Origin of the sequence: Ancylothrix sp. D3o (genome assembly GCF_025370775.1) — a bacterium.
Lineage (GTDB): Bacteria > Cyanobacteriota > Cyanobacteriia > Cyanobacteriales > Oscillatoriaceae > Ancylothrix.
In genome coordinates this window covers 974,112-994,988 of record NZ_JAMXEX010000001.1, presented here as the reverse complement: position 1 = coordinate 994,988, position 20,877 = coordinate 974,112, and the positions used below count along the sequence as shown (strand labels likewise).

Below are 20,877 nucleotides of genomic sequence, written 5' to 3'. Positions count from 1 at the left end.
AAGTCACAATCCCTTATCTTATCACCCATTTTGGTTAAATGGTTGTTTAGTTGGGAGTCTTAGCTGATGGTGAGTACCCATGTGCCAAGGTAGCGCAGTAGGGGAACGTCTCCGGGGGAGATGATGCGGCAGTTAAAGTAGTACATTCCGCGTCGGCTGGGGTTGAGGACGTTGGAGAAGACGAGTTCGATTTTGTTGCCGGCGGGGATTGGAGCTTCGGGGTAGATTTCTATGAGGCGGTTTTCTTGGTCCCAGATGACTTCTGAGAGGGGGACTGACTTACCATCTACTTTGACTTCGATTTCGTCTTTGTCAAATTTGCCTTCGTAGTGTTCTGGGTAGTCGATGGCAAATTGGGCGATGGCTGTTTGGACTTTTTTGGCGGGGATTCTTAGTCTGTAGCGATCCCAGGTGCCGGCGTCTCCGTAGTCTAGGCGATAGTTTAGTTGGTTGTCTCGCTGGGGGCCACCAAATAGTGTTAGTCCGGGTAATCCTTGGGCTGTGGTTAGGGTGGGGAGGCCGGTGATTAGGGTGGCTGTGATGGCGATGGCACTTAGGTATTTTCGTGCTGTGGCTTTTTTAAATAACATGAGTTCGATTCCGCCAGAGGCAGGAAGTTTTCAACTGTTTGTAATAGTTTACTAAAGTTTACGCTTTTCTGCTTGAGTTTGATGGCTGCGGGTTTTTAATGGGTGTTCTGTTCTGTGCAAACAATCTGGCGGTTTTGTTTGGGGGCTTTTGTCAATTTATTTAAAACTGTTTTAAGTAATTTTAACTTTCTGAGAATTGATGAGTTGGGGTTTTGGGAAATAAATGGTGGTTTTTACCTAGTAGGTAGGGGAAAATGCAATGTTTTATTAACGAAGGTTGAAGTAAGCAAGTTTATGTGTTAATAAAAGGAAAGAACACCAAGTTAAGCCCTAGGCATTCCATTAAGAAAAGTTAAAATTTTTGGTGATTGATTGGGGATCAAAATAGGATGCACAAAGTGTGTTTTTTGAGTGAGGTTTCTGGGCTATCCCTACACAAGCTATCAAGCAATGCTGTGGTAATAAAAATGGGGCGAGGTAACAGGTTTTGAGTGCTGGTGCGCCGGCTCTTTTTTTAAAAATGGCAAACTCATCTAAAAACTTAGTAAGGCAAATATAAGAGTTTGCTGACAAAAAGTTGTGGTGAAGATTTTTGTAGAAACTGTAAAAAATAGGAGAAATTATGAAAATTGCGATTGCAAAAGAAGTTGAAGTGGGAGAGCATCGGGTTGCTTTGATACCGGATACTGTAAGCCGGCTGGTTAAAGGCGGCGCGGAAGTTTGGGTGGAGTGCGGTGCTGGGGAGGGTTCGTTTTTCCCTGATGAGGCTTATGAAAAGGCGGGGGCAAAGTTGTGTTCTGATAAGGCTAGTTTGTGGAGAGAGGCGGATATTTTGGTGAAGGTGGCTCCGCCGAAGGATTGGGAAGTGGATTTGCTTAAGGAAGAATCGATTTTGATTGGGTTTTTGAATCCTTTGGGTGATCCTTTGATGGTGCGGCGTTTGGCTGATCGCAAGGTTACGGCGATGAGTATGGAGTTGATTCCTCGCACGTCGCGGGCTCAAAGTATGGATGCTCTTTCTTCTCAGGCTGGGGTTGCTGGTTATAAGGCTGTTTTGATTGCTGCTGCTGCTTTACCGAAGTTTTTCCCGATGTTGACGACGGCGGCGGGGACGATTCGACCGGCTAAGGTGTTTGTGATTGGGGCTGGCGTTGCTGGTTTACAGGCTATTGCTACGGCTCGCCGGTTGGGTGCTGTGGTTGAGGCTTTTGATATTCGACCGGCTGTTAAGGAGGAGGTGCAAAGTTTGGGTGCGAAGTTTGTTGAGGTGTCTTTGCAGGAGGATACTGTGGGGGCAAATGGTTATGCTAAGGAGATTTCTGAGGAGTCGAAACAACGGACTCATGCGGTGATTTCTGATCATGTGGCGACGGCGGATGTGGTGATTACTACGGCTCAGGTTCCTGGCAGAAAGGCGCCGGTTTTGGTAACGGAAGATATGGTGGCGAGAATGGCGCCGGGTTCGGTGGTTGTTGATTTGGCTGCTGAGAGTGGTGGGAATTGTGTTTATACGCAGGCTGGCAAGGATGTGGTACGGGATGGGGTGACGATTATTGGGCCGGTTAATTTGCCTTCTTCGATGCCGGTTCATGCTTCTCAGATGTATGCGAAAAATGTTTTGACTTTGGTTCAGTATTTGCTGACTAAGGATGGGTCTGTGAATTTGAATTTTGAGGATGATATTATTCGGGATACTTGTGTGTCTCATGGGGGTGAGGTGCGGAATGAGCGGGTGAAGAATGCTTTGGTAAGTTTGCTTTCTGTGGTAAGTCAGTAAGTTTTTAACCGCAGATAAACGCAGATGAACGCAGATGAATAGGATGGTTTTTTTATTGGTTTGAAGGTTCTTTTATTTGGAGGAGTTTTTTATGGCTGAAGGTTTGATTGCTGGTTTGGTTGTTTTTGTTTTGGCTTCTTTTGTGGGTTTTGAGGTGATTAATAAGGTTCCTCCGACGCTTCATACTCCTTTGATGTCTGGGTCTAATGCTATTTCTGGAATTGCGGTTTTAGGGGCGCTTTTGATTGCTGGGGATCGGGAATGGAATGTTACGGTGGTTTTGGGTTTGATTGCGATTGTTTTGGCGACGATTAATGTTGTCGGTGGTTTTTTGGTGACTGATCGTATGTTGCAAATGTTCAAGAAAAAAGAGGCAAAAGTATAAGGTTGAAAAACTAATTACCCAACCATTAACTTATCTGCGTCCATCTGCGTTTATCTGCGGTTAAAAAATAACCTACGAGAAAACACAAAAACATCAAAAAACACGGGAAATATGCAAGAGTTTTTACTTTCGGGAATTCAAATTTCGTACTTGATTGCAGCAAGTTTGTTTATTGTTGGCTTGAAGCAATTAGGCTCTCCGGCTTCGGCTCGTCAAGGTAATTTTTTGGCCGCTGTGGGGATGTTTATTGCGATTATCGCTACGGTTTTGGATCGCTCGGTTTTGAATTACGAGATGATTTTGGTGGCGATTATTATTGGCTCGATTTTGGGGACGATCATGGCTAAAACTGTGGCTATGACTGATATGCCTCAAATGGTTGGTTTGTTGAATGGTTTGGGGGGTGCTGCTTCGGCTTTAGTCGCGGTGGGTGAGTATTGGAGGCTGAGTAGGGTTTCTGATACGATTCCTGTGGATTCTAATATTACGATTATTTTGGGTGTTTTGATTGGGGCGGTGACGCTGACGGGGAGTTTAGTAGCTTTTGCTAAGTTGCAAGGTTTGCTTCCTGGTGCTCCGATTACTTTTCCTTTGCAACAGCCGGTTAATGCTCTTTTGTTTGCGGGGTTGTTGGGGGGAAGTATTTATCTTTGTGTGACTCCTGCTAATAATTCGGTGCTGTTAATTTTGACGGCTATTTCTCTGGTTTTGGGTGTTTTGTTTGTGCTGCCGATTGGTGGCGGGGATATGCCGGTTGTTGTTTCGCTGTTGAATTCTTATTCGGGTTTGGCGGCGGCGGTTGCCGGTTTTATCGTGATGAATAATATGTTGATTATTGCGGGGGCTTTGGTTGGTGCGTCGGGTATTATTTTGACGCAAATTATGTGTAAGGCAATGAATCGTTCGCTGACGAGTGTGCTTTTTGGTGCGTTTGGTGGTGGCGGTGGTGCTGTTGCTTCTGGTGCCGGTGCGGATTTGGGTGATAAGACTGTTCGCACGGTTGACCCGGAAGAGGCGGCGATGATGTTGGGTTATGCTCGCTCGGTTGTGATTGTGCCTGGTTATGGTATGGCTGTGGCGCAGGCGCAGCATACGGTTCGGGAGTTGGCGGATCAGCTAGACCGGCTGGGTGTTGAGGTTAAGTATGCGATTCACCCGGTGGCGGGACGGATGCCGGGACACATGAATGTTTTGTTGGCTGAGGCGAATGTGCCTTATCCGCAGTTGTACGATATGGATGATATTAATCCTCAGTTTGATGAGACTGATGTGGCGCTGGTAATTGGTGCTAATGATGTGGTTAATCCGGCGGCGCGACATGATAGCGCGAGTCCGATTTATGGGATGCCTATTTTGGAGGTTGATAAGGCTAAACATACGATTGTGATTAAGCGGGGGATGAGTGCGGGGTTTGCTGGAATTGAGAATGAGTTGTTTTATAAGGATAAGACGATGATGTTGTTTGGTAGTGCTAAGGATGCTGTTGCTAAGTTGGTTTCTGAGGTGAAGCAGTTGTAGGTTTTGAACAGCAAAGACGCAAATTGCGCTAAGTATTAAGGGGGGTGAGTTTGGCTCACCCTTTATTTTTTTTTAATGGTAGGTTGCAGGATGCTATAATGATTTGCTGATTTTTGGCTGGTGGAATGAGGATGCTCAAAAGTAAACGGGTTATTAAATTTTTTGTGTGTTGGTGGCTGGCTGTTTGTGTGTGTTTTGTGGTGAGTTTTGCTTTTGAGGGTAAAGCGCAGGAAGGTGGAAAAACTGAGGTTATTTCTCAGGTTCCAAAGGTGGAAAATGTTGGGGGTAAAAATAGGCAAAATGAGAAGGCATCGAGGAGTGAGGAGAGGGTAAATAAGGGGGGAGAAAAAGATGAGGATTTAACGACCCTTCCACCGAACGGAGGTAAGCCGGTGGAGGTGTCTGTGGGGGTGCATATTACAAATTTTGCTGCGATTGATGAGGCTAAAGAAAATTACGAGGTTGTGGGTTATTTGAAGGCTGCGTGGAAGGATGCTCACTTGGCGTTTGATGCAAAAAATGAGCGGCAGAAGTACCGCTTTCATGATTTGGAAAAAGTGTGGCATCCTTTCCTAGAGTTTGTTAATAAAGCGGGGGAAAACAATGTGGACAATGCTCTGATTGTGGCTGATCCTGATGGAATGGTTAGTTTTAGCGAGGGCTTTAATATTAAGTTGTCTTCGGATTTTGATTTTAAGAGGTTTCCTTTTGATCGTCAAAAGCTAAAAATAGCGATTGAATCTTTTAGGTATGATGAAACTGAGGTGGTTTTTATTGCTAAACCGAAGAATAGCGGCCTAAGTAAAGATAATTTTGTTAGTTTGTCTGAGTGGAAGATAGAGAATTTCACTCAGAAAGTGGTAAATAATAAGTTGGTTACTGAGGAGAACCCTGTAAGCCGGTTTGTTGGGGAGTTGGATATTGTCAGGAATTATCAGTTTTATGTGGGTAAGGTTTTTATTCCGATGTTTTTAATTGTTGTGATTTCGGGGGCTTGTTTTTGGATTGATATAGAATATTTTGAGGCTCTTACGGCGATTGGGCTTACTAATCTCCTGACGGCTATTGCTTTTAGTCTATCGATTGCTGGATCTTTACCGAAAGTGAGTTATCTGACGTTTATTGATGGTTTTATTACGATTAGTTATGTTTTCATTTTTCTGACTATTATTGAGATAGTTTGGGCTCATTATTTTAGTCAAAAAGGAGATAAGGAAGTGGCAGAGAGTAGTCATAGAAAGGGCCGGTGGGCTTTTCCGGCTGGGTTTATTTTGGGTAATCTTTTCTTGGGTTTGTTTTTGTTTATGCCTTCTTGAGTTTTCGGGCGGGTTGCTTAATAAATGTTTCCTAAAATGGGGGTGCTATTAAATATGTTGTAGGTTTTTTTTGCAAAGTAGGTAGGTTTGAGTTTATTAAGGCTTTAACCAGCCTGGAAATTCTTATCTACCTATTTTGGCGGAAATTTGGCGCTTTTAAAAACTCTTAATTATGGGTGGTTGTTTAAAGCTGCATTGATTTTTTCCGAACTTTCACACCTCCGCAGTGCATAGATGAGTTGGTGGTAAGTTTGCCGGCGTTGTTCGTTCATGGTAGCGCATCCCCCCCCGGATAGATTTGTTTTTGATTGTAGCAAGAAAGCAGGGGGTTAGTTTGCGGCTATTGCCCACCGGCCTCTAAAATAAGAATGAAGTTGTTTTTGGTGTGAGTTAAGGTTTATGAAACTTAATCTTTGGCAACAATCTGTTACTGCCGGCTTGTTGGTGTTTTTGGGAATGAGTTCACCGGCATACTCTGGCACCGTTTCCCAAAAATCTGAAACGCAAAATTTAGTGGCGCAAGCAACTTGCCGGCGGGTAAAGGTTGGCAGTAATTTGAATATTCGCGCTACTCCTAACGGCACAATTCTTGATAATATTCCAGAGGGAACTGTGGTTACAATTGATGGCACGGTTGCTAATGGTTGGGTGAAAATTACTTCTCCTATTAATGGGGTGGTCTTTAGCCAATATTTGACGACTTGTGAGCAACCTATTTCTGGAAATACTCCGAAGCCGGTTGATACTAATTGCCGGGCTGTGTCGGCTTCGGATGCGGTTTTGGTGCGGCAAGCTCCGAATGATAATAGTGCTTTGATGGGGCGTTTAGTAAATAATCAAAGGGTGTCGCTTGGGAATACGAGTACAAGTGATGGTTGGGTGGCAATTTCTGCACCTATTAATGGCTTTGTGCCGGCTGCAAGGTTGAAGGTTTGTAGTTAATAGGGGTTTTGGGGGCCGGTGTTTTTTGGTGTTGGGTGCAGGTTAAAACCTGCATTCGCCACCGGTTAAAACCGGTGTCTACACGAAAGAAGTCCTAACGGACTAAATGAGATGATTTATTTTAACCCCAAATTTTAACCCCGAAGGGGTTTTTTTCATGTAGACGCCGGTTTTAACCGGCGACAAATGGCGGCGACAAATGGCGGCGGCAAATATCGGCCCCTAAAAAAGCAGCTATAATCTAACTATCGTCCAATATTTAAAAACACCTAAAAATTATGTCCCTCAAAGAATTAAAACACAAACTTCTGGCCTTATCCCCGGCAGAAAAAGAGCAAGCCATCCAAATATTAAGCAAAAGCTTAAATAACCCCTGGCAAGGTATCGAAAAAACTCCTAATGTGTGCGGGGGAGATGCCTGTATTGCTGGCACTCGGATTCCTGTTTGGGGATTAGTAAATGCTCGGCGTATAGGGTATAGTGATAATGATTTACTCGAAAGCTATCCAACAATTTCGGCTGCTGATTTAGTTAATGCTTGGGCTTATGCCGAGGCATTTTCTGAAGAAATAGAAACGGCAATCAGAGAAAATGAGGAAGCTTAAAAAGTGGCTTTTTTCTATGCTGATGAACAATTTCCCTTTCCCGTTGTGCGATTTCTCCGCGCTTTTGGTCACGATGTTTTAACAGTTCAAGAAGCAGGAAATGCCAACCAGGGAATTACTGATGCGGAAGTTTTGCAATTTGCTACTAATAGCAATAGGGCAGTTTTAACGCTCAATAAACGGGATTTTGTACTTTTACACCGGCAACAACCCGATCACGGCGGCATTATTGTTTGCACAGATGATAAAAATTGGGAAAGATTGGCCACTCGAATTAATGAAGCAATTGCTGGGGAAGAAAACCTCCAAGGAAAATTAATAAGAGTCACAAAACCACCGGCCTAAACCTTTCCCAAAAGTTTACCGCGATCTGATAATGTTTTAAGTTGGGGAAGACACCTTAAGCCGCAAAAAATTATCAACGCTTAAGCCCCCAGTTTGTCAAAAAATCGTGACAATAAGAAATAGAAGACCACCGGCATTGTGCTTGAGTGGATCTCACCTTCCCAGATTAGGAGTGTAAAGTTGTGGTCGCCCAATTGTCTAATAATACCTACGAAAGCAAAACCCAAGAGATCGCTAAACAACTTTTAGCCGCCAGTAAAGAAAAACGCTCTTTTTTCACCCAACTGCAAGACCAAATGCGCTGGGATGATAAACTGCTGGGGTGGACGATGAGTAACCCCGGTTTGCGAGTTCAATTGTTCCGCTTTATTGATTGCCTACCGGCCCTCCGCAGTAAAGCAGAAATTGCAAATCACTTGCAAGAATATTTAACTACTGAACAAGTCGAACTTCCCTCAGCTTTAAAAAGTTTAATTGGTTTTAGTGGCGGCGATTCGATCCCCGGACAAGTTGCAGCAACAACAGTTTCAACTGCTGTAGAAACATTGGCGCATAAATATATTGCCGGTGAAAATATTAAAGAAGTCATCAAAACTGTTGAACGTCTCCGCAAAGAAAAAATGGCGTTCACCATTGACTTATTAGGTGAAGCAGTTATCACAGAAGAGGAAGCAAAATCTTACCTCGACCGCTATTTAGAATTAATGACGCAACTAACAGAAGCCTCTAAAAAATGGGGAAATGTTTCTCAAATTGATGAGGCGGATGGCGAACAAATTAAGCGCGTACAAGTTTCTGTTAAACTAACAGCATTTTACTCGCAATTTGACCCCCTGGATGCAACCGGCAGCGAAAAACGAGTCAGCGAACGAGTCCGCACTTTGTTACGCCACGCTAAAGAAGTTGGCGCAGCGGTGCATTTTGATATGGAACAATATGTCTATAAAGACATCACTTTTGCTATCTTAAAAAACATCCTTATGGAAGAGGAATTCCGCAACCGTAGCGATATTGGCGTCACTGTGCAAGCTTATTTGCGAGATAGCGAAAAGGATTTGTTGGGGTTAATTGAGTGGGCGAAAAAACGCGGAACTCCGGTTACAGTTCGCTTGGTAAAAGGGGCATATTGGGATCAGGAAACGATTAAATCTGCTCAAAAAGATTGGCCGCAGCCGGTGTTTAATGAAAAGGCTGCAACGGATGAAAATTTCGAGAAATTAACGCAACTTTTGCTAGAAAATCATCAATATCTCTACGCAGGAATTGCCGGCCATAACGTGCGTTCTCAAGCCAAAGCTATCGCCATTGCCGAAACTTTGAAAATCCCCCGGCGCCGGTTTGAAATGCAGGTGCTTTATGGTATGGGTGATAAATTGGCAAAAGCTTTAGTTGATCGCGGTTATCGCGTAAGGGTGTATTGTCCTTATGGTGATTTGTTACCGGGGATGGCTTATTTGATTCGCCGGCTATTAGAAAATACCGCCAATAGTTCGTTTTTGCGGCAAAGTTTGGAAGACCGGCCTATCGAGGAATTAATATCAGCCCCGTCCCCGGAAAATGCAGCAGAAACTTATCACACTTCTCGACATTTTCCTAATAGCGCCGATAGCGATTATGCCAAAGAGTCGCTGCGAAAAGAAGCGGAAGTTTCCTTAAAAATTGTCCGTCAACAATTGGGGAAAACTTATTTGCCTTTTATCAATGGAAGCTATCAGGAAACAGCACAAAAAGTTAATTCTGTCAATCCTTCTAATCCCAGTGAAGTTATTGGCACCATTGGCTTAATGTCTGTGGAACAAGCACAAACAGCAATTCAAGCTGCAAAAGATGCTTTTCCGCAGTGGCGGCGGACTCCTGTGCGTCAGCGGGCCGGTGTTTTGCGAAAAGCTGCGGAATTGATGACAGAACGCCGGCAAGAGTTTTGCGCTTGGATGGTTTTGGAAGTTGGTAAACCTGTCCGCGAATGTGATGCAGAAGTATCGGAGGCGATTGATTTTTGCCGATATTATGCAGATGAAATGGAACGGTTAGATCAAGGTCATAATTATGATGTGGCTGGGGAAAATAACCGTTATACTTATCAACCTCGCGGCATTTCTTTGATTATTTCGCCTTGGAATTTTCCTTTGGCAATTCCTGTAGGGATGACGGTTGCTTCGCTGGTTACTGGTAATTGTACGATGCTCAAACCGGCTGAAGTTTCTTCAGTTATTGCGGCAAAATTTGCGGAAATTTTAATAGAAGCCGGCATTCCAAAAGGCGTTTTTCAATTTGTACCAGGTAAGGGTTCTTCGGTGGGTTCTTATATGGTGAAACATCCTGATGTTCACATGATTACTTTCACCGGATCGCAAGAAGTAGGCTGTCAAATTTATGCAGATGCAGCTATTTTACAACCTGGTCAAAAACATTTGAAACGGGTTATTGCCGAAATGGGTGGCAAAAATGCGATTATTGTTGATGAGTCGGCGGATTTAGATCAGGCTGTTGCTGGGGTGGTTTATTCGGCTTTTGGTTACAGTGGTCAAAAATGCTCGGCTTGTTCACGAGTAATTGTGTTGGAGCCGGTTTATAATGCGTTTGTGCATCGTTTGGTTGAGGCGACAAATTCTTTAAATGTGGGTGCTGCGGAGTCGCCTAGTACGCAAGTTGGGCCGGTGATTGATGCTAATGCTCAAAAGCGGATTCAAGAGTATATTGAGAAGGGGAAACAAGAGGCGGAATTAGCTTTAGAAATGCCTACTCCTGCAAATGGTTATTTTGTGGGGCCGGTGATTTTTAAGGATGTTTCTGGGACTTCTACGATTGCTCAGGAAGAGATTTTTGGGCCGGTTTTATCGGTGATGAAAGCCCACAATTTTGATGAGGCTATCGCGCTGGCTAATGGTACGAATTTTGCTTTGACGGGTGGTATCTATTCTCGCACTCCTTCTCATATTGAGAAGGCGAAATCTGAGTTTGAGGTGGGGAATTTGTATGTTAATCGGGGGATTACTGGTGCGATTGTTTCGCGTCAACCTTTTGGGGGGTTTAAGCTTTCTGGGGTTGGTTCTAAGGCCGGTGGTCCTGATTATTTGTTACAATTTTTGGAGCCTCGTCATGTTAGTGAGAATATTCAGCGTCAGGGTTTTGCTCCTATTGATGGGGTTGATTAGTTTTTAACCGCAGATAAACGCTGATAAACGCAGATGAATGCAGATGTTTTCTGCTCATCTGCGGTTGTTGATAAGGAGGATTTGGGGGATGATGAGTTACAAGGGTACGAGAGTTTTGGGTTTGGTTTTTTTGGCTGTTTTTTTGGCTTTTGGGGATGCGGTTTTGGGGGGTTCTGTGAATTTTAGGCCGGTGATGGCGCAATCTACAAAACAAAGTCAGCAAACAGACCGGCAGGCGATTCAAGCATTAATTAATCGCCAGCTTAAAGCAACTAATGAGGAAAATTTGCAAGGGATAAGGGATACATATCATCCCAATTCTTCTGAGATGGATAAGATGGAGCCTTTATTGCAGCAAATTTTTAAGGCGGCTGATATCAAAACTGAAGTGAATAAAACGGAGTTTTTGAAAATTTCGGCAAATGAAGCTATAGTAAGACTGACGCTTACAGGCAGAAAAATTAGGGGGCCACAAGAATTTAGAAATAACAGAAGTGTTGTCAGATGTAACCTCCAAAAATATAACGGCCAGTGGAAATTTTACTCGTCTCAATTGGAAAAAATTGAATATTTGGATTAACCAAAATAGCATGAGGAAATTGTTTACCGACTGGCAAAAATTATCTGCTAACTACCGATATTTTTTCGTTCTTATTTTGGTTTTAGGGATATTTTTTCGCTTTGTTCATTTGGAGGGTAAGGTTTACTGGATTGATGAAAGTTTTACCTCTTTACGCATTTCAGGATACACGGAAACGCAGTTAGTAGAAGAAGTTTCCCAAAAAGGCATTATCGGCATTAAAACTTTACAAAAATACCAAAAAATTAACCCTGATAAAACAGTTTTAGATACTATTCGGGGGGTGGCAACGGAAGAACCGCAGCTTACTCCTCTTTATTTTATCATTGCTCGCTTTTGGGCCCAGGTTTTTGGCAGTTCTATTGTCACAATTCGCAGTTTATCAGCGGTGATTAGTCTGTTAATTTTTCCCGCCCTCTATTGGTTGTGTCAAGAGTTATTTCTAGCACCATTTGTGAGTTGGATAGCTATTGCTTTGATGGCGGTTTCTCCGTTTCATGTGCTTTACTCTCAAGAAGCACGCCCCTATAGTTTATGGACGGTGACAATTATCTTTTCTTGTGCGGCATTTCTCCATGCCATAAAACGGCAAACTGTCTTGATCTTTTTCTATTATTTTATGTCGCTATTGGTTGGTTTTTATACCCATTTATTTTTTATTTTTGTTGTGGTTATTCATGCAATTTATGCCGCCATTCAAGAACATTTTAAGTGGACAAAAACTTTTTCCCGTTTTACTGTGGTTTGGTGTGCAGGTTTTTTGGCTTTAGTGCCTTGGTTTTTGCCGATAATTTTACACTGGGAACAAGTTCAAAATAAAACCAACTGGCAAACTCAAATAATGCCTGGTTATTACAATGCTTTATTCAAACTTTGGTTAGTAAATTTCAATCTACCTTTTTTAGATTTTAACTTTGCAAGTTCCAGAGATTTTCGCTTTAATTTTATGGGTATCGCTATTTTATTAGGTGGCTTTTATTTTATCTGTTACTCAATTTATTTTACATACCGGCATTCTTCCCCCCGCATCTGGCAGTTTATTTTGCTGTTGAGTATTCTCACATTTATCCTCCTAGCCATCCCAGATTTATTGCTTGGCGGTATGCGTTCAACTGTTAGCCGTTATCTAATTCCTTGCTATGTGGGTTTACAGTTAGCAATGGCTTATTTTTTAGCAAATAAAATAGTTTTTTCTTACAAAAAAGCTTTGTGGAATTTTGCTTTAGGATCAATGCTATCTGTGGGGATTATTTCTTGTGCAATTAGTTCTCAATCTCCCGTGTGGTGGTTTAAATATAATAGTAATCATAATTATAATATTGCTAAAATTATCAATCAAACTAAAGCACCCCTCCTCATAAGTGAAAAAGACTTAAACTTAATTAACTTTCAAAACTTGGGAAACTTATTATCTTTAAGCTATCTTTTAGATGAAAAAGTTAAGCTTAGTCTTATCATTGAACCAAAAATGCCGCTAATTTACCATAATTTTAGTGATGTTTTCCTCTACAATCCTTCGGAAGAATTACTGGCATCACTGCCAAATCAAAACCGAAAAATACAGTTAGTTTTTATAAGCAAAATTGATGAAATAAGTTTATTTAAAATAAAGGAGGGTGCATCGCCAAACGCACCCCGAAACTAATTCTCACAGATTTTACAACAACCTAAAAACTATCCTATTCATCTGCCGACATATTTGTGCCTTTGGGGTTTATACTTTTCACCCCCAACCGGCGTTTATAAACCCAATAAACACCCAACATCAAAACCACTAAAATATTTGTCAAAATTGAACTGCCTTCAGGAACAGCACCGACACTCCCACCATACATAGGCATCGGTTGGGCTGGCATTCCTTGCGGTAAATTCACCGGCACTTGTTGCTTAAGTTTAGCATTTTTTGGATCAACACGAACCTCCTCAGAAACCGCCACAAACGCCGTATAATTTGACATCAAACGATACTGCAATGCTGTATCCGTCACCATCTTAACCAACGTCGGAGTTTCACGGCTATAAATTTGATTCATCAACTCCTTAATTCTCGCACGTCCCCACAATTGAGCAATCCCAGAATTACCTGTAACCTGGTCAAAATTCACATTCAAAACTTTTTCATACCGCTGTCCCCCCGCCATTGTACCAGTGATTTTTAATTCCCCATTTTTGCGGTCTTCTTTTTTGCCAAATAAAACCAGCGGTTGATTAGCAAATAAATCTGCCGATTGTAAAGGATAAACAATCGGTTCTTTACCCTCGCCAACCCAACTAACCTCAATATTTGTCAATACCGGATTATTCAAATCTCGGAAAAACTTAGCTGCCACTTTTTGGGCCGGTTCTTCTGGTGGCAAAATTTCCACCTTACCGCGTCCAATCTCTGCCAAACGATTAAGAATAAACCGATTAGATGCAGGGCCAACGCCAAAAACATAAAGCCGGTTTCCTGGTTTTAACCGATTTTGAACTTGCCCAATGACCTGCATATCATCGCCTATTAAACCATCGGTTAATAACACAATACTCCGCAATCTTCCATCCGGCGCCGGCGGGAAATTTAACACTTCATTAATGCCATTCATTAACTCACTTCCGCCATTGGCATCCAGCTTGTTAACATAGGCTAAAGCTTTGGCACGATTGGCCGGTGTATTCTTCAAAGGTTCCGCAGAAAGCTTTGTTGATGTACTCGCAAAATCGATAATCGTAAACGTATCATTCGCATTCAAACCACTAATAAAACGGCGCATTAACTCCTTCGATTGTTGAATTGGCGCCCCCATCTGTGACCCCGAAGTATCCATCAAAAATACCACATCTTTCGGTACAATTTGTTTCGGCGCATACTCGACAGCCGGAATCAAATAAACCCCAAAATGTCCGCCTTTTTCATCTTTTTGAGTTAAAATTGTTGCCTGCGTTTCCGCACCGGCCACCTTATAACGCAAAATAAAATCCTTATTCGGAATTGTCTTTTCCTGCGCCAATTTTATCTCCGCCTCCGATGACCCAGGTTTTTGAATTAAAAGCTTATGAGAAGGCGATTTTACCTCCACAATAGGCACACCGGCATCAATTTCAATCGCCATGCTAACATCCTGACCAGACCTTGTTGCTGGAAGCGTTGGCGGCGTAATTTTAGAACTATCTGGAACCTGATTTGTATCCCCTTGAACGTTAATTTTTGACCCCGGAATATAACGCGGCCCAACTACCATCGGAAACGCAAATTCATAATTTCCCCCCTCAAACTTCAAACTATCCGTATAACGAATCACAACCTCGATTTTTTCACCCGGTTTAATATTCGCTAAAGACTGCGTAAAAATATTATCTCTTTCTTGTTCAAGCAAACCCGCAGTCTTTCCTTCTTGTTTGGCTTTTTCATAAATCTGTTTTGCTTCCTCGCGTTTTTTAATCACCCCCTTAATCACCCGATCTCCAATCCGAATTTCCATATCATCCACCGCCGCTTCATCTGGCAATGGAAATGTATAAACCGCCTCCAAAGGTTCCTTATAAGGATTAGCAAAACTTTGTTTAACCTCCACCCGCGAAATATTACCAGAAATCTTTGTTTTTACATCAGTTCGCAACAATGGGAAAGATTTTTGTTGTCCTTTATCATTGGCAAATAATCCACCCACTCCCAACGGTTTTGAGAAGTTTTCCAGATTATTTGTGCTTTCCGCCAAACTTGTAACCGGCGCTTGGGTTTGCTGCATAAACGAACCTACCACGCTAAACCCCATCCAACCAAACAATAATAATGCCGCACTTCCAGCGATGATTTTTGTTTTTGGTTTCGCCAGAAGTGATTGATTATCATTCAACTCTTTGAGCGCTTCTGAGGCTGTTTGGTAACGTTTTTTGAGGGCGCTTTCCAGCATTTTATCCAACACATTACCTAATTGAGAACTCACCGGCCTCGCTAAATATTGTCGCCAAATCCAACGATCCTCAGTAGAATCAAATAAATCGAAAGTCGGGATATTTGTCATTAAGTGAATGCAAGTTACACCCAAACTGTAAAGATCACTGGCAAACGTCGCTTTACCCCGCGTTTGTTCGGGTGCAATATAGGCAGCAGAACCGATCATCGTGCCGGTTTTAGCAAGGGAAGTTTCGGTGGCAAATTTTGCGGCCCCAAAATCAACTAAAACGAGATGTCCATTGGAAGACCGGCGGATAATATTTTCTGGTTTAATATCGCGGTGAATCATTTTTTGGTTGTGAATATTCCACAACACCGGCAGCAATTGTTCCAGAACTTCCCGAATCTTTCTTTCATCAAACGGCCCTTCTTTTTCTAACTCTTGAGCAAGATTATCACCGGCAATATATTCTTGCAGCAAATATTGTTCTTTTCCTTCTTCAAAATAATCGAATAAAGCCGGAACTTGCCGAAATTTTCCTACATTTTTAAGCTTTTCAGCTTCCTGACGAAATAACTCAGAGGCTTTTTGCCGGTTGGCATTACTTTTAGGAAAAAATTGTTTAATTACACAGCGGTTTTGGCTAGATTTCGAGGTATCAATGGCTAAAAAAGTTCGTCCAAAACCCCCAGCACCAAGCAATTTAATCGCCCGATAACGGTTTTGTAATAATAACGGCGTACCACAAGCATTGCAATTTTCAGCCGTAAGAGTATTTTGAGAATGCTGACAATTGGGATTTAAGCAATAGGAGTGTGCAGCGGATTGAGTCATAAAATCATTCTCCAAACAGTCATTCTGTGCCTTGTGCAGACGGACACACAGGTGAATCTGCCTTCACTACCCGTTGCCTTTGGCGGATTCCCGAAGCCTAGCGAAATTTTTTGAGTCTGTGGGTGACGACTAGGCTTTTTAGCGGGGATCTGCTATTTTTTCTGATAGATTGCTGTAAATTTTCATTTTTTACAGCACAATTTCAATAAGGCAGTTGTCGAGGGCTAAACCGCCTTCGACAGTTGCCAGCGAATCTACATTCTCGATGCCAGAGTTTCACAAAAAAAACCAGGGGCATATATAAAGGCAAAAAATATGGCTGGAAATCCCGCGCACGTCAAACGGTTATTAGAAACGAAACAATGCCAAGGAGGCGATCTTAGAGATGCCAACTTGAGCCGGTTTAATTTGAGTGGAGCCGATTTAAGTGGTGCAAAATTAATGTTTGCTAATCTCAACAGTGTTAAGTTGAGTAAGGCAAATTTAAGTGGTGCTGATTTAAGTTTTGCAAATGTGGTGGCTGCGGATTTGGTGAGTTCCGATTTAAGTGGTTTGGATGCTAAAGGCATCAATTTATTTGAATCTCATCTCAATCATGCTAATCTCAGCGGCGCCGATTTGCGCGTCTCCAATCTTGTTAATGCTGATATCAGCGATGGTAATCTTTCCGGTGCAGATTTATCAGGTGCTAATTTAATTGGCACACAGTTAGCAAGAGCAAATTTAAGTGGGGTAAATTTGGCCGGCAGTAATATGGGGAAAGCAAATTTGGTGGCTGCCAATTTGCTCAATGCAAATCTCAGTGATGCGCGTTTAGTTGAAGTAGATTTAAGTGATGCAAACCTCAGCGGTGCTAATTTGAGTAGTGCCAATTTATTAAATGCAAATTTAAGTGGTGCTAATCTTTCTGGCGCTAATCTCAATGGGGCAAATTTGGCAAATGCAAAACTCGATGGGGCGATAGGAATTGAATTAGAGAGTCAAAATTTAAGACGACCGGCATCAGACCCTTATTCAAATTCTCAACAGGCCGGTGTGCCTTATTTAAGTTTGCCACAATCAGGGCCCTATTATTCGGATACTCAACCGCGTCGAGGGTTTCCTTAATAATTGGTTTGCTGAAACCCGATCTTTTTAAAAATCGGGTTTCTAATTCAGTCTTCCCGATTTCTTCGTCTGGGGGTTTCTTTGGGTTGTTTTTTGGATTGTTTTAACTCTTTGCTGATGTCTACAAATTCGTCTCGTCGTAAATAGGGATAGTCACTCACCCAAACATCTTGGCTGGGAATGTAGATATCAGAAACTTTTTCAATGCGGCTTAAATTGGGTTGATTTGACATTACCAACATCAGGGCTACTTGTCCGCGTTTGATTTTTTTATGTTCTTTTTTGAGGGGAACTCGCAATAAGTTAGTAAAGCCGGTTTTGTCGCCAACTTCTAGGTTAATTCGTCTTTCTCGGTTTTCGACAATGACAAGTTCGCCTTCGTTGTTGACGGTTTCTTCTTGTCCTATTAAATCTTCGGTGAGATAAACATCTACAACTTTGCCTTGCCAAAATCCACAATATTGATATTTTCGGCATTGCCAATTTCTATAACTGGCTAAGGCAACCGGCCCCCACAGCCAATATAAAGCGCCGAAAATTCCGATAATTAGCTGCAAATTTGCGCCGCCTTGTCCGAAAATTGGACTCATTAACCAGATGACTACAACGGCAATAACGGAGATTAATAGGCGTTTTAGGAAGCTTTGGGCGTTTCCCCAATAGTAGGCGTATTGGGCGCCGGTGGCTACTGGGGGTATTAAATTTTCAAAGATTTTTCGGGTTAGGGGAATTAGCATAAGGGATTTTTTAACCGCAGATAAACGCAGATAAACGCAGATGTACGCGGAGCGGCGCGATAGCGCTATGCAGATGGTTCATACCTTTGGGGAAGGGGTTATGAACCATTGAGGGTGGTGGGGGTTAGAGGATTTTTTCTAGTCCATAAACCATTGATTTTAGTTGTAGAACTTTGCGAATTGAAAGGAGGACTCCGGGCATATAACAGGAGCGATCACTTGTGTCGTGGCGGAGTGTGTATATTTGGCCGGCTGCTCCAAATATTACTTCTTGGTGGGCTATTAAGCCGGGTAAACGGATGCTGTGGATGCGGATGTTTTCTTCGGCGAGGCTGCCTCTAGCACCGGCTATTTTTTCGGTTTCTTTGACTTCGGGGGGGTTGAATGTTTTTCCCATTTCTGCTAATAATTGGGCCGTTTGTATGGCGGTTCCGCTGGGGGCGTCGGCTTTTTGGTTGTGGTGTAGTTCGATGATTTCAACGTGATCGAAGTATTTGGAGGCTTGGATTGCTGCTTGTTGTAATAATACCATTCCTATAGAAAAATTGGGGATTATTAAGCAGCCGGTGCTTGCTTTTTCGGCAAATTCTTCTATGTCTTTTAGTTGTTTAGCACTCATGCCGGTGGTGCCTACAACCGGCCTAATTCCATAAGCAATGGCAGAGCGAATATTGTGATAAACTCCGTCTGGATGAGTGAAATCTACCATCACCGGCAGTTCTTTTTGTTGTGCTGCAAAAGCACACATTGATTCCATTTCGTTTGTAATCGGAATTTCCATTTCACCAATACCGGCTACTTCCCCGATATCTTTTCCGATCAGATCGGGATTGCGATCAATAGCGGCGATGAGTGTCATATCAGACGCACCGGCCACTGCTTTAACGACTTCCCGGCCCATTTTACCGCCGGCGCCGTTGACAATTACGGGGATAGGGGAATTGCTCATAATTTTTGGCTGAATATGTTTGTTACCATTCAACGAATTTTAGCAGGATGCTGGCGGAGCTACCAAAAAAGGCCGGTGGAAAGTTTAAAGTTAGTTGAGTTAAGTATGACCCAAGAGTTATAGAATGAGATACACACAACAATAATAATTTTTTAGTAGGAATTTCTCGTGACTTTGACTGCACCGGCCAACCCTGCTTTAAATGTAACAGCCCGTCGCGCTGTGTATCCTTTTACCGCCATTGTGGGGCAAGAGGAAATGAAATTAGCGCTAATGCTAAATGTAATTGACCCCAAAATTGGCGGTGTAATGATCATGGGAGATCGCGGCACCGGCAAGTCTACCACAATTCGTGCCCTGGCTGATTTGTTGCCAGAAATTGATGTGGTAGCAGATGATCCATTTAACTGTCATCCCACCGATCCTGACTTGATGAGTGATGAATTGCGCCAGCGTATTACAAAAGGCGAAAATGTGCCGGTTGTCAAGCGGAAAGTGCAAATGATTGATTTACCTTTGGGTGCAACTGAGGATCGTGTTTGCGGCACAATTGATATTGAAAAAGCATTGTCTGAAGGTGTGAAAGCTTTTGAACCGGGTTTGCTGGCAAAAGCAAATCGTGGCATCCTTTATGTGGATGAAGTCAACTTGCTTGATGATCACTTGGTAGACGTGCTTTTAGACTCAGCAGCATCCGGTTGGAATACGGTTGAACGCGAAGGGATTTCAATTCGACATCCCGCCCGGTTTGTGTTAGTTGGATCTGGCAACCCAGAAGAAGGCGAATTGCGTCCGCAGTTGTTGGATCGCTTCGGAATGCACGCAGAAATACGGACAGTCAAAGACCCAACTTTGCGGGTAAAAATTGTTGAGGAACGGTCGGCTTTTGATTCTGACCCCCAGGGATATTTAGAAAAGTGTCAAGTTGAGCAAGATGCGGTGCAAAAAAGCTTGATTGATGCCCAAAATTTGCTTAAATCTGTTCAAATTGATTATGATTTACGGGTGCAAATTTCCCAAGTTTGTGCAGAGTTAGATGTGGATGGTTTGCGCGGAGATTTGGTAACAAATCGTGCGGCAAAAGCAATTGCAGCATTTGAAGGACGGACTAATGTAACGGTGGATGATATTCGGCGGGTGGTTACGCTTTGTTTGCGTCACCGTTTGCGGAAAGATCCGCTTGAGTCGATTGATTCAGGTTCAAAGGTTGAAAAGGTTTTCTGTCGAGTTTTTGGTTTACCTGAACCCGAACAAAAAATGCCAGCGGTGGCCGGTAAGCGGTGATCAAAGAATTATTTAACCGCAGATAAACGCAGATAAACGCGGATAGGTTTTGCTTTTTATCTGCGTTTATTTGTGTCCATCTGTGGTTTTTTTTTTAATTATGCGTATTTTAGGGATTGATCCAGGTTTTGCTAAATTAGGATTTGGGGCGATTTATTGTGAAGAACCGGCCTCTATTTCAGTGGGGGATTTTGGGGTAATTCAAACTCCAAAAGGGGAAGAAATAGGAATGCGTTTGCGGACGATTTATGAAGATTTGCATACGGTTGTAGGGGAGATTAAGCCGGATTTAGTAGTGATAGAAAAGTTCTTTTTTTATCGGATGGCGAATACAATTTTGGTGGCGCAGGCGCGGGGGGTGATTATGTTAGTTTTGGCGCAGTTTGAGGTGCCGATTAGGGAGTTTACGCCTGGGCAGGTTAAGCTGGCGTTGACGGGTTATGGGAATGCGGAAAAATACGAGGTTCAAGAAGCGGTGGCGCAGGAGTTGGGTTTGGAAGTCATTCCGAAACCCGATGATGCGGCGGATGCTTTGGCTTTGGCTTTGACGGCTTGGTTTCAGAGGTAGGGGGCCGGTCTCTACAAAAACCAAACCCCGCAGGAGTTTTTTATTTTGTAGTTGCGGGTTTATAACCGTCGCTTTATCCTTTATTTCGGCTTTTTATAAATGGCTTATTCCGTTTTTACCGGCGGGATAGATCAGGCTTATGAATTGAAACGCCCTCTCTGGTTTTAAACCTAGTTAATGGGGCCGGTTTTCCCCCGCATCTCCAAAAATAAAACCCCGGTAGAAGTTGTTGGAGTGCCGATTTTTTTTGGGCAAAATTTCGTTAACTTCCTAACCCTTTCCGGGGGGGGTTTTCGCCCACCATCTG

Annotated in this window: 17 protein-coding genes; 13 read left to right on the top strand and 4 right to left on the bottom strand. The window is 42.8% G+C overall.

Features of this window, described 5'->3' with window-relative positions:
- Positions 1-59: 59 nt before the first annotated feature.
- Positions 60-590 carry a DUF2808 domain-containing protein gene (locus tag NG798_RS04140; protein WP_261220511.1) on the bottom strand — a complete coding sequence of 177 codons (531 nt, stop codon included), beginning with the start codon at positions 588-590 and terminating at the stop codon, positions 60-62.
- A 622-nt stretch (positions 591-1,212) separates the two neighbouring features.
- Between NG798_RS04140 and NG798_RS04135 the strand changes: the two genes are divergently transcribed.
- From NG798_RS04135 to NG798_RS04090, 10 genes are all read left to right on the top strand, one after another.
- A complete protein-coding gene (locus tag NG798_RS04135) occupies positions 1,213-2,367 on the top strand; it encodes a Re/Si-specific NAD(P)(+) transhydrogenase subunit alpha (protein ID WP_261220510.1) in 1,155 nt (384 codons plus the stop codon).
- Between the two features lie 91 nt (positions 2,368-2,458).
- Positions 2,459-2,752: an NAD(P) transhydrogenase subunit alpha gene (locus NG798_RS04130; protein ID WP_261220509.1), complete on the top strand. Its 294-nt coding sequence runs from the start codon at positions 2,459-2,461 to the stop codon at positions 2,750-2,752.
- 111 nt (positions 2,753-2,863) lie between these two features.
- A complete protein-coding gene (locus tag NG798_RS04125; protein WP_261220508.1) occupies positions 2,864-4,270 on the top strand; it encodes an NAD(P)(+) transhydrogenase (Re/Si-specific) subunit beta in 1,407 nt (468 codons plus the stop codon).
- A gap of 131 nt (positions 4,271-4,401) precedes the next feature.
- On the top strand, positions 4,402-5,586 hold the full coding sequence (locus NG798_RS04120; protein ID WP_261220507.1) for a hypothetical protein: 1,185 nt from the start codon (positions 4,402-4,404) through the stop codon (positions 5,584-5,586).
- Positions 5,587-5,985: 399 nt separating this feature from the next.
- Positions 5,986-6,528, top strand: coding sequence for an SH3 domain-containing protein (locus NG798_RS04115; protein WP_261220506.1), 543 nt, complete (start codon positions 5,986-5,988; stop codon positions 6,526-6,528).
- A 278-nt stretch (positions 6,529-6,806) separates the two neighbouring features.
- The gene (locus NG798_RS04110; RefSeq protein WP_261220505.1) at positions 6,807-7,133 is read left to right on the top strand and encodes a DUF433 domain-containing protein; all 327 of its coding nucleotides are present in this window, start codon (positions 6,807-6,809) and stop codon (positions 7,131-7,133) included.
- A gap of 3 nt (positions 7,134-7,136) precedes the next feature.
- Complete coding sequence (locus tag NG798_RS04105; RefSeq protein ID WP_261220504.1) at positions 7,137-7,478, top strand: DUF5615 family PIN-like protein; 342 nt, start codon at positions 7,137-7,139, stop codon at positions 7,476-7,478.
- A gap of 182 nt (positions 7,479-7,660) precedes the next feature.
- Entirely contained in the window at positions 7,661-10,633 is a 2,973-nt protein-coding gene (pruA, locus tag NG798_RS04100) for an L-glutamate gamma-semialdehyde dehydrogenase (RefSeq protein WP_261220503.1), read from the top strand.
- Positions 10,634-10,721: 88 nt separating this feature from the next.
- Entirely contained in the window at positions 10,722-11,213 is a 492-nt protein-coding gene (locus NG798_RS04095) for a hypothetical protein (RefSeq protein ID WP_261220502.1), read from the top strand.
- A gap of 10 nt (positions 11,214-11,223) precedes the next feature.
- On the top strand, positions 11,224-12,858 hold the full coding sequence (locus NG798_RS04090; protein ID WP_261220501.1) for a glycosyltransferase family 39 protein: 1,635 nt from the start codon (positions 11,224-11,226) through the stop codon (positions 12,856-12,858).
- Between the two features lie 34 nt (positions 12,859-12,892).
- Here NG798_RS04090 and NG798_RS04085 read toward each other — a convergent pair whose 3' ends face one another.
- A complete protein-coding gene (locus tag NG798_RS04085) occupies positions 12,893-15,925 on the bottom strand; it encodes a VIT domain-containing protein (protein WP_261220500.1) in 3,033 nt (1,010 codons plus the stop codon).
- 315 nt (positions 15,926-16,240) lie between these two features.
- Here NG798_RS04085 and NG798_RS04080 point away from each other — a divergent pair, with 315 nt between their 5' ends.
- On the top strand, positions 16,241-17,032 hold the full coding sequence (locus NG798_RS04080) for a pentapeptide repeat-containing protein (protein WP_261220499.1): 792 nt from the start codon (positions 16,241-16,243) through the stop codon (positions 17,030-17,032).
- Positions 17,033-17,079: 47 nt separating this feature from the next.
- On the opposite strand, the gene NG798_RS04075 is transcribed toward NG798_RS04080, so the two are convergent.
- Complete coding sequence (locus NG798_RS04075) at positions 17,080-17,769, bottom strand: phosphate ABC transporter permease (RefSeq protein WP_261220498.1); 690 nt, start codon at positions 17,767-17,769, stop codon at positions 17,080-17,082.
- A gap of 124 nt (positions 17,770-17,893) precedes the next feature.
- Positions 17,894-18,718 (bottom strand): 4-hydroxy-tetrahydrodipicolinate reductase, encoded by an 825-nt coding sequence (gene dapB, locus NG798_RS04070; RefSeq protein ID WP_261220497.1) that lies wholly within the window; start codon positions 18,716-18,718, stop codon positions 17,894-17,896.
- A 168-nt stretch (positions 18,719-18,886) separates the two neighbouring features.
- Here dapB and bchI point away from each other — a divergent pair, with 168 nt between their 5' ends.
- Entirely contained in the window at positions 18,887-20,002 is a 1,116-nt protein-coding gene (bchI, locus tag NG798_RS04065; RefSeq protein WP_261220496.1) for a magnesium chelatase ATPase subunit I, read from the top strand.
- 100 nt (positions 20,003-20,102) lie between these two features.
- Complete coding sequence (gene ruvC / locus NG798_RS04060) at positions 20,103-20,570, top strand: crossover junction endodeoxyribonuclease RuvC (RefSeq protein ID WP_261220495.1); 468 nt, start codon at positions 20,103-20,105, stop codon at positions 20,568-20,570.
- Positions 20,571-20,877 lie beyond the last annotated feature (307 nt).

What these genes read in the sequence shown, in the direction of transcription:
- NG798_RS04135 (WP_261220510.1), top strand. Translation starts at nt 1,213, where the DNA reads ATGAAAATTGCGATTGCAAAAGAAGTTGAAGTGGGAGAGCATCGGGTT.
- NG798_RS04130 (WP_261220509.1), top strand. Translation starts at nt 2,459, where the DNA reads ATGGCTGAAGGTTTGATTGCTGGTTTGGTTGTTTTTGTTTTGGCTTCT.
- NG798_RS04090 (WP_261220501.1), top strand. Translation starts at nt 11,224, where the DNA reads ATGAGGAAATTGTTTACCGACTGGCAAAAATTATCTGCTAACTACCGA.
- NG798_RS04080 (WP_261220499.1), top strand. Translation starts at nt 16,241, where the DNA reads ATGGCTGGAAATCCCGCGCACGTCAAACGGTTATTAGAAACGAAACAA.
- NG798_RS04140 (WP_261220511.1), bottom strand. Translation starts at nt 590, where the DNA reads ATGTTATTTAAAAAAGCCACAGCACGAAAATACCTAAGTGCCATCGCC.
- NG798_RS04075 (WP_261220498.1), bottom strand. Translation starts at nt 17,769, where the DNA reads ATGCTAATTCCCCTAACCCGAAAAATCTTTGAAAATTTAATACCCCCA.
- NG798_RS04110 (WP_261220505.1), top strand. Translation starts at nt 6,807, where the DNA reads ATGTCCCTCAAAGAATTAAAACACAAACTTCTGGCCTTATCCCCGGCA.
- dapB (WP_261220497.1), bottom strand. Translation starts at nt 18,718, where the DNA reads ATGAGCAATTCCCCTATCCCCGTAATTGTCAACGGCGCCGGCGGTAAA.
- ruvC (WP_261220495.1), top strand. Translation starts at nt 20,103, where the DNA reads ATGCGTATTTTAGGGATTGATCCAGGTTTTGCTAAATTAGGATTTGGG.
- NG798_RS04120 (WP_261220507.1), top strand. Translation starts at nt 4,402, where the DNA reads ATGCTCAAAAGTAAACGGGTTATTAAATTTTTTGTGTGTTGGTGGCTG.
- NG798_RS04095 (WP_261220502.1), top strand. Translation starts at nt 10,722, where the DNA reads ATGATGAGTTACAAGGGTACGAGAGTTTTGGGTTTGGTTTTTTTGGCT.
- NG798_RS04125 (WP_261220508.1), top strand. Translation starts at nt 2,864, where the DNA reads ATGCAAGAGTTTTTACTTTCGGGAATTCAAATTTCGTACTTGATTGCA.
- NG798_RS04085 (WP_261220500.1), bottom strand. Translation starts at nt 15,925, where the DNA reads ATGACTCAATCCGCTGCACACTCCTATTGCTTAAATCCCAATTGTCAG.
- NG798_RS04115 (WP_261220506.1), top strand. Translation starts at nt 5,986, where the DNA reads ATGAAACTTAATCTTTGGCAACAATCTGTTACTGCCGGCTTGTTGGTG.